This window comes from Mesorhizobium intechi (assembly GCF_002879535.1).
Lineage (GTDB): Bacteria > Pseudomonadota > Alphaproteobacteria > Rhizobiales > Rhizobiaceae > Mesorhizobium > Mesorhizobium intechi.
The window spans coordinates 1-4,824 of record NZ_PNOT02000306.1 but is presented as its reverse complement, the minus strand read 5'-3'; the positions used below and the strand labels follow the sequence as shown (position 1 = coordinate 4,824).

At 61.9% G+C, this 4,824-nt stretch carries 5 protein-coding genes and 1 pseudogene; 3 read left to right on the top strand and 3 right to left on the bottom strand.

All coding sequences use genetic code 11. The features are described 5' to 3' along the window. Together C1D09_RS26255 and C1D09_RS26250 are read right to left on the bottom strand one after the other, a co-directional pair. Positions 1 to 782 (bottom strand): DNA topoisomerase (locus C1D09_RS26255; RefSeq protein WP_246135881.1); only part of this gene is annotated, 782 nt, incomplete at its 3' end. 371 nt (positions 783 to 1,153) lie between these two features. Continuing rightward, the gene (locus C1D09_RS26250) at positions 1,154 to 1,531 is read right to left on the bottom strand and encodes a COG4315 family predicted lipoprotein (protein WP_143976977.1); all 378 of its coding nucleotides are present in this window, start codon (positions 1,529 to 1,531) and stop codon (positions 1,154 to 1,156) included. A 179-nt stretch (positions 1,532 to 1,710) separates the two neighbouring features. Between C1D09_RS26250 and C1D09_RS26245 the strand changes: the two genes are divergently transcribed. Further along, positions 1,711 to 2,457, top strand: coding sequence for a cytochrome c biogenesis CcdA family protein (locus tag C1D09_RS26245; RefSeq protein WP_095772753.1), 747 nt, complete (start codon positions 1,711 to 1,713; stop codon positions 2,455 to 2,457). A 157-nt stretch (positions 2,458 to 2,614) separates the two neighbouring features. After that, a complete protein-coding gene (gene glmU, locus C1D09_RS26240; RefSeq protein ID WP_143976976.1) occupies positions 2,615 to 3,991 on the top strand; it encodes a bifunctional UDP-N-acetylglucosamine diphosphorylase/glucosamine-1-phosphate N-acetyltransferase GlmU in 1,377 nt (458 codons plus the stop codon). Positions 3,992 to 3,994: 3 nt separating this feature from the next. Here the strand turns inward: glmU and C1D09_RS26235 are convergent, their stop codons facing one another. Then, a complete protein-coding gene (locus tag C1D09_RS26235) occupies positions 3,995 to 4,369 on the bottom strand; it encodes an ADP-ribosylation/crystallin J1 (RefSeq protein WP_143976975.1) in 375 nt (124 codons plus the stop codon). A gap of 207 nt (positions 4,370 to 4,576) precedes the next feature. Between C1D09_RS26235 and C1D09_RS26230 the strand changes: the two are divergent. After that, positions 4,577 to 4,824, top strand: a pseudogene (locus C1D09_RS26230) (glutamine--fructose-6-phosphate transaminase (isomerizing)); the annotation flags it as partial.

Below are 4,824 nucleotides of genomic sequence, written 5' to 3'. Positions count from 1 at the left end.
GTGAAGGGCGGGCCTGGATTACGCTTGGTCGGCTTGGCTTCCACCGACAATGCCTTGAAGGTCGCGCCCTCCAGCATCGCCTTGATGTCGTCGGCCTGCGCCTTGTTGGCAATGTCGAGCTTTTGCAGCTTCTTGCGCTCGAAGGCGGTCAGCCGCGCTTCGAAAGTCTCGTTGCGTGGCGTGCCGAGGATGGCGGCGATCTGCCAATATTCCTCGCGGATGAAGCGTTCGATCTCGGATTCACGGTCGCAGACCAGGCGCAAGGCCACGGACTGGACGCGGCCGGCCGAGCGGGCGCCCGGCAATTTGCGCCACAGCACCGGCGACAGCGTGAAGCCGACGAGATAGTCCAACGCCCGGCGGGCAAGATAGGCGTCCACCAGCGGCGCGTCGATCTGGCGCGGATTGGCCATGGCTTCCAGCACCGAAGATTTGGTGATGGCGTTGAAGACGACGCGGCTGACCGGCTTGTCCTTCAGCGCACGCTTCTGCTTGAGCACTTCCAGCACATGCCAGGAAATGGCCTCGCCTTCGCGATCCGGGTCGGTGGCGAGGATCAGGCCGTCGGCATCCTTGACCGCCTTGGCGATGTCGGCGAGCCGCTTGCCCGAGGCCGTGTCGACCGCCCAGGACATGGCGAAGTCTTCATCAGGGCGCACCGAGCCATCCTTGGCCGGCAAATCGCGGACATGGCCAAACGAGGCCAGAACCTTGTAGTTCTTGCCGAGGTATTTGTTGATTGTCTTCGCCTTGGCCGGCGATTCGACGACGACGACGTCCATGAGGTCTCATATCAGCTGTGATGCGGCAGAAGAATTCCGCTGCGCGCGACGAAATCTCGTTCTATTTGCCGCTCACATGGCCGCGCTTTTGCATCCGGTCAAGGGGAAGCGCCCAAATTGCGGGGCTGTTCGCAGCAATACACTCTTAGAGTGTATGGAGAAGATCACAGATTTTGGCCGGGAGAAGATGACGGTCCCGAGTCTGCTGAAATGGCTCGGTTTGATGTTCGCATCGAGTCGAGGAAGCATCCGCCGCTATGCCGCACCAGGGCGCGGTGCTGCGGTTCACAAACAAAGCTGGCCGCCGGATCGAGGAAGGATGTCCGGCGACCAGTCCATATCCCGCGACCGTGCGAGATACGGAATGCGGTTCAGTCGGCTTTGGCGGTATGCCAGACGCCGGCGACGCCATCGCCGCTCACATCTCCGGCTTTCTTGTCCTTGATGAATGTGTAAAGCGGCTTTCCGTCATAGGCCCACATCTTGGTGCCGTCGGTGCGGTCGACGATCGTCCATCCTTCGGAGGTCTTCGCGCCGGCCTCAGCCTTCAGCGGTGGCCAGTTGGCGGCGCATTTGTCGTAGCAGTTCGACTTGCCCTTCTCATCCTTGTCGTAGGTATAGAGCGTCATGCCCTTGGCATCGGTGAAGATCTTGGTGCCACCGACATCGGCCTTCTTCCAGGCGTCGGCGGCGAAGGATGCGGCGGTGCTGAGAAGCAGCGCGGCCAGCCCTATGGTTATGGTTTTCATGGAAATCTCCCTGGCTGATATTGGAGACGCGCGGGAAATCGCGGCGTCTTTGATATCAACGTCCCATGCCGGCGCTTTCGTCCCCCATGCCCGTATGTCGCTGACTTTCCACATAATGGTGATTGGCAGACGGGCCTGGCCGTCGCTATATCCGCCCGGGAGCAGTTGGAGTCTTTGGAATGGCATTGGACATCGGCTATGTCAGCGCAGTCGGCGCCGGGGCCATCTCGTTCCTGTCGCCATGCGTGCTGCCGCTTGTGCCGCCGTATCTCTGTTACATGGCCGGCGTTTCGGTCGACGACTTCCGCGGCGACGCGGGCGTCACAGCCCGCGAAGGTACGCGCGGGGCACTGCTCTATTCATCCATCGCCTTCGTGCTGGGCTTTTCGACCGTGTTCGTGGCGCTCGGCGCCGGCGCATCGACCATTGGCCGGCTGCTGCGTGTCTGGCAGGAGCCGCTGGCGATGGGCGCCGGCGTGCTGATCATCCTGATGGGCCTGAATTTCCTCGGCATCCTGCGCATTCCGCTGTTGTCGCGCGAGGCGCGTTTCCAGTCGCAGGGCAAGCCGGCAAATGCTATCGCCGCCTATGTCATGGGGCTCGCCTTCGCCTTCGGCTGGACGCCCTGTATCGGCCCGGTGCTGGGGCCGATCCTGACACTGGCCGGCGGACGCGAAACGGTGGGCGAGGGCGCGCTGCTGCTCGCCGCCTACTCGCTCGGACTTGGTATCCCGTTCCTGATCGCGGCGCTGTTTTCCGGGGCCTTCATGCGTTTCCTCGGCAAATTCCGCGTCCATCTCGGCCGCGTTGAGAAGGCGATCGGCGCGCTGCTGGTGGTTGCCGGCGTGTTTTTCCTCACTGGCGGCGTGCAGACGGTGTCCTACTGGCTGCTGGAGAATTTCCCGGTGCTGGGTCGGCTGGGGTAAGTTCACCACTGCTTTTGCGGTAAAGGATCTGGCCGTGGACCTACTGACCAAAAAGCGCTTGCTCGACTATCTCACCGGAATTTAACCGCATTGGTGCAGCATCGCGCCACTGCTAGCATGATTTGATTCCAACCCTTCTTCACGCGGTCGCCCTTCCATGAGCCAGAGATCCTGCCTGTCCGTCATTCTCGCCGCCGGCGAAGGCACGCGCATGAAGAGCGCGCTGCCGAAGGTGCTGCACCAGATCGCAGGCCTGCCGATGGTCGCCCATGTGGTGAAGGCGGCCGACGCCGCCGGTGCCAGCAGCGATGCGATCGTCATCGGCCATGGCGCGGAAGAAATGCGCAAGGCGGTGGCGAAGTTTTCGCCCAAGGCCGAAACCTTCGTGCAGGAAGAACGCTTAGGTACGGCGCATGCTGTTCTTGCTGCACGTGAAGCGATATCAAGGGGTTATGACGACATCCTGGTGATGTTCGGCGACACGCCGCTGATCGATGCGGAAGCGCTGAACCTGGCGCGGCTGAAGCTCGCGGAAGGCGCGGCAGTCGCCGTGATCGGATTCCGAACGCCTCTTCCAAACGGCTACGGCCGGCTGGTCGAAAAAGGCGGCAAGCTGATTGCCATCCGCGAGGAAAAGGACTGCTCCGAGGCGGAGAAAAAGATCTGCTTCTGCAATGCCGGCATGATGGCGGTGGCCGGCGCCCATGCGCTGAAGCTACTCGATGCGGTCGGCAACAAGAACGCCAAGGGCGAATATTATCTCACCGACATCGTAGAGATTGCCGGCGCGCAAGGTCTCGATGTCGTTGCCACGGAAGCCAGTTTCGAGAATGCGCTCGGCATCAACAACCGCGCCGAACTGGCCCAGGCCGAAGGCATCTGGCAGGCACGCCGCCGTCAGGAGGCGATGCTTTCGGGCGTGACGCTGATCGCGCCGGAGACCGTGTATTTCTCGCACGACACCGAGATCGGCGCCGACACCATCGTGGAGCCGAATGTCTGGTTCGGTCCGGGCGTGAAGATCGCCGGCGGCGCCAAGATCCGTGCCTTCAGCCATATTGAGGGCGCAACCATTGCCGCGAACTGCGATGTCGGTCCGTTCGCGCGGCTGCGGCCGGGCGCCGATCTACGGAACAAGGCAAAGGTCGGCAATTTCTGCGAGGTCAAGCAGGCTGTCATCGAGGAGGGCGCCAAGGTCAACCATTTGACCTATATCGGCGATGCCCGCGTCGGCGCGGCCGCCAATATCGGCGCCGGCACCATCACCTGCAATTACGACGGCTACTCGAAATTCTTCACCGACATCGGTGAGGGCGCCTTCGTCGGCTCTAACTCTTCGCTGGTGGCGCCCGTATCGATCGGCAAGGGCGGCTACATCGCTTCCGGCAGCGTCATCACCGAAAGCGTGCCCGACGATGCGCTGGCCTTCGGCCGCGCCCGTCAGAAGACGATCCCCGGCAAGGGCAAGGAGTTGCGCGAGCGTTTTGCTTCGGCCGCGGCGGCGAAGAAGAAGGTGGCTGGCGCCGATCACTGACGGTCAGTTGGCCGGCACCGTACCTCGACTGAAGGTGGCGGTCACCTCGATCTTACCGACGATGGCTTTGTTGAAATCATCAAGGTCTTCGGCAGGAATCCAATATTCCAGGTGTGCCTTGCTGCCGGCATGCTCAACATGGTAGCGGTCGAGAAAGCTTTTCAGTACGGCAAACCGGGTCACGAATCCCGCGCCGCTGGCCGGCACATTCCAGTCGCGCGCGATCTGCACGGCATAGGCTTCCGACAGCACCGGATAGAAGATAGGCTGTTCAGGAAGGCGCGGCGGAAATGCCCGCATGTCCGACGCCTCGATGAGTTTTAGCTCCCGAGGTCCGACTGGGCGCCAGAGTGTGATGGTGGGCTGGGCTTCATTCATGCTCGAAGCTTAGTCAACCATTGTCGGAATGACAATCGGGGAGCTGCAAACCGAAAGATTGCAGTAACCGGATCGCAAGAGCGGTCTGCCATGATGCATGCGTTGAGAAGCGTCCGTTACACCGGACGAAATGCAATGTGACTTTCACGGCAGACCGGCCATCCCTAAGTATCGCTGGTTTTCCATGGGGAATCGGGGGCTATCTGCATGTGCGGCATCGTTGGAATCGTCGGCCATTCGCAAGTTGCGCCGCTCATCGTCGATGCACTGAAGCGGCTGGAATATCGCGGCTATGACTCGGCCGGCGTCGCCACCATCGAGCACGGCGAGCTTGCCCGCCGCCGCGCCGAAGGCAAGCTGATCAATCTCGAGCGCCGGCTCAAGGAGGAGCCGCTCGACGGCACGATCGGCATCGGCCACACGCGCTGGGCCACCCATGGCGTGCCCAACGAGAC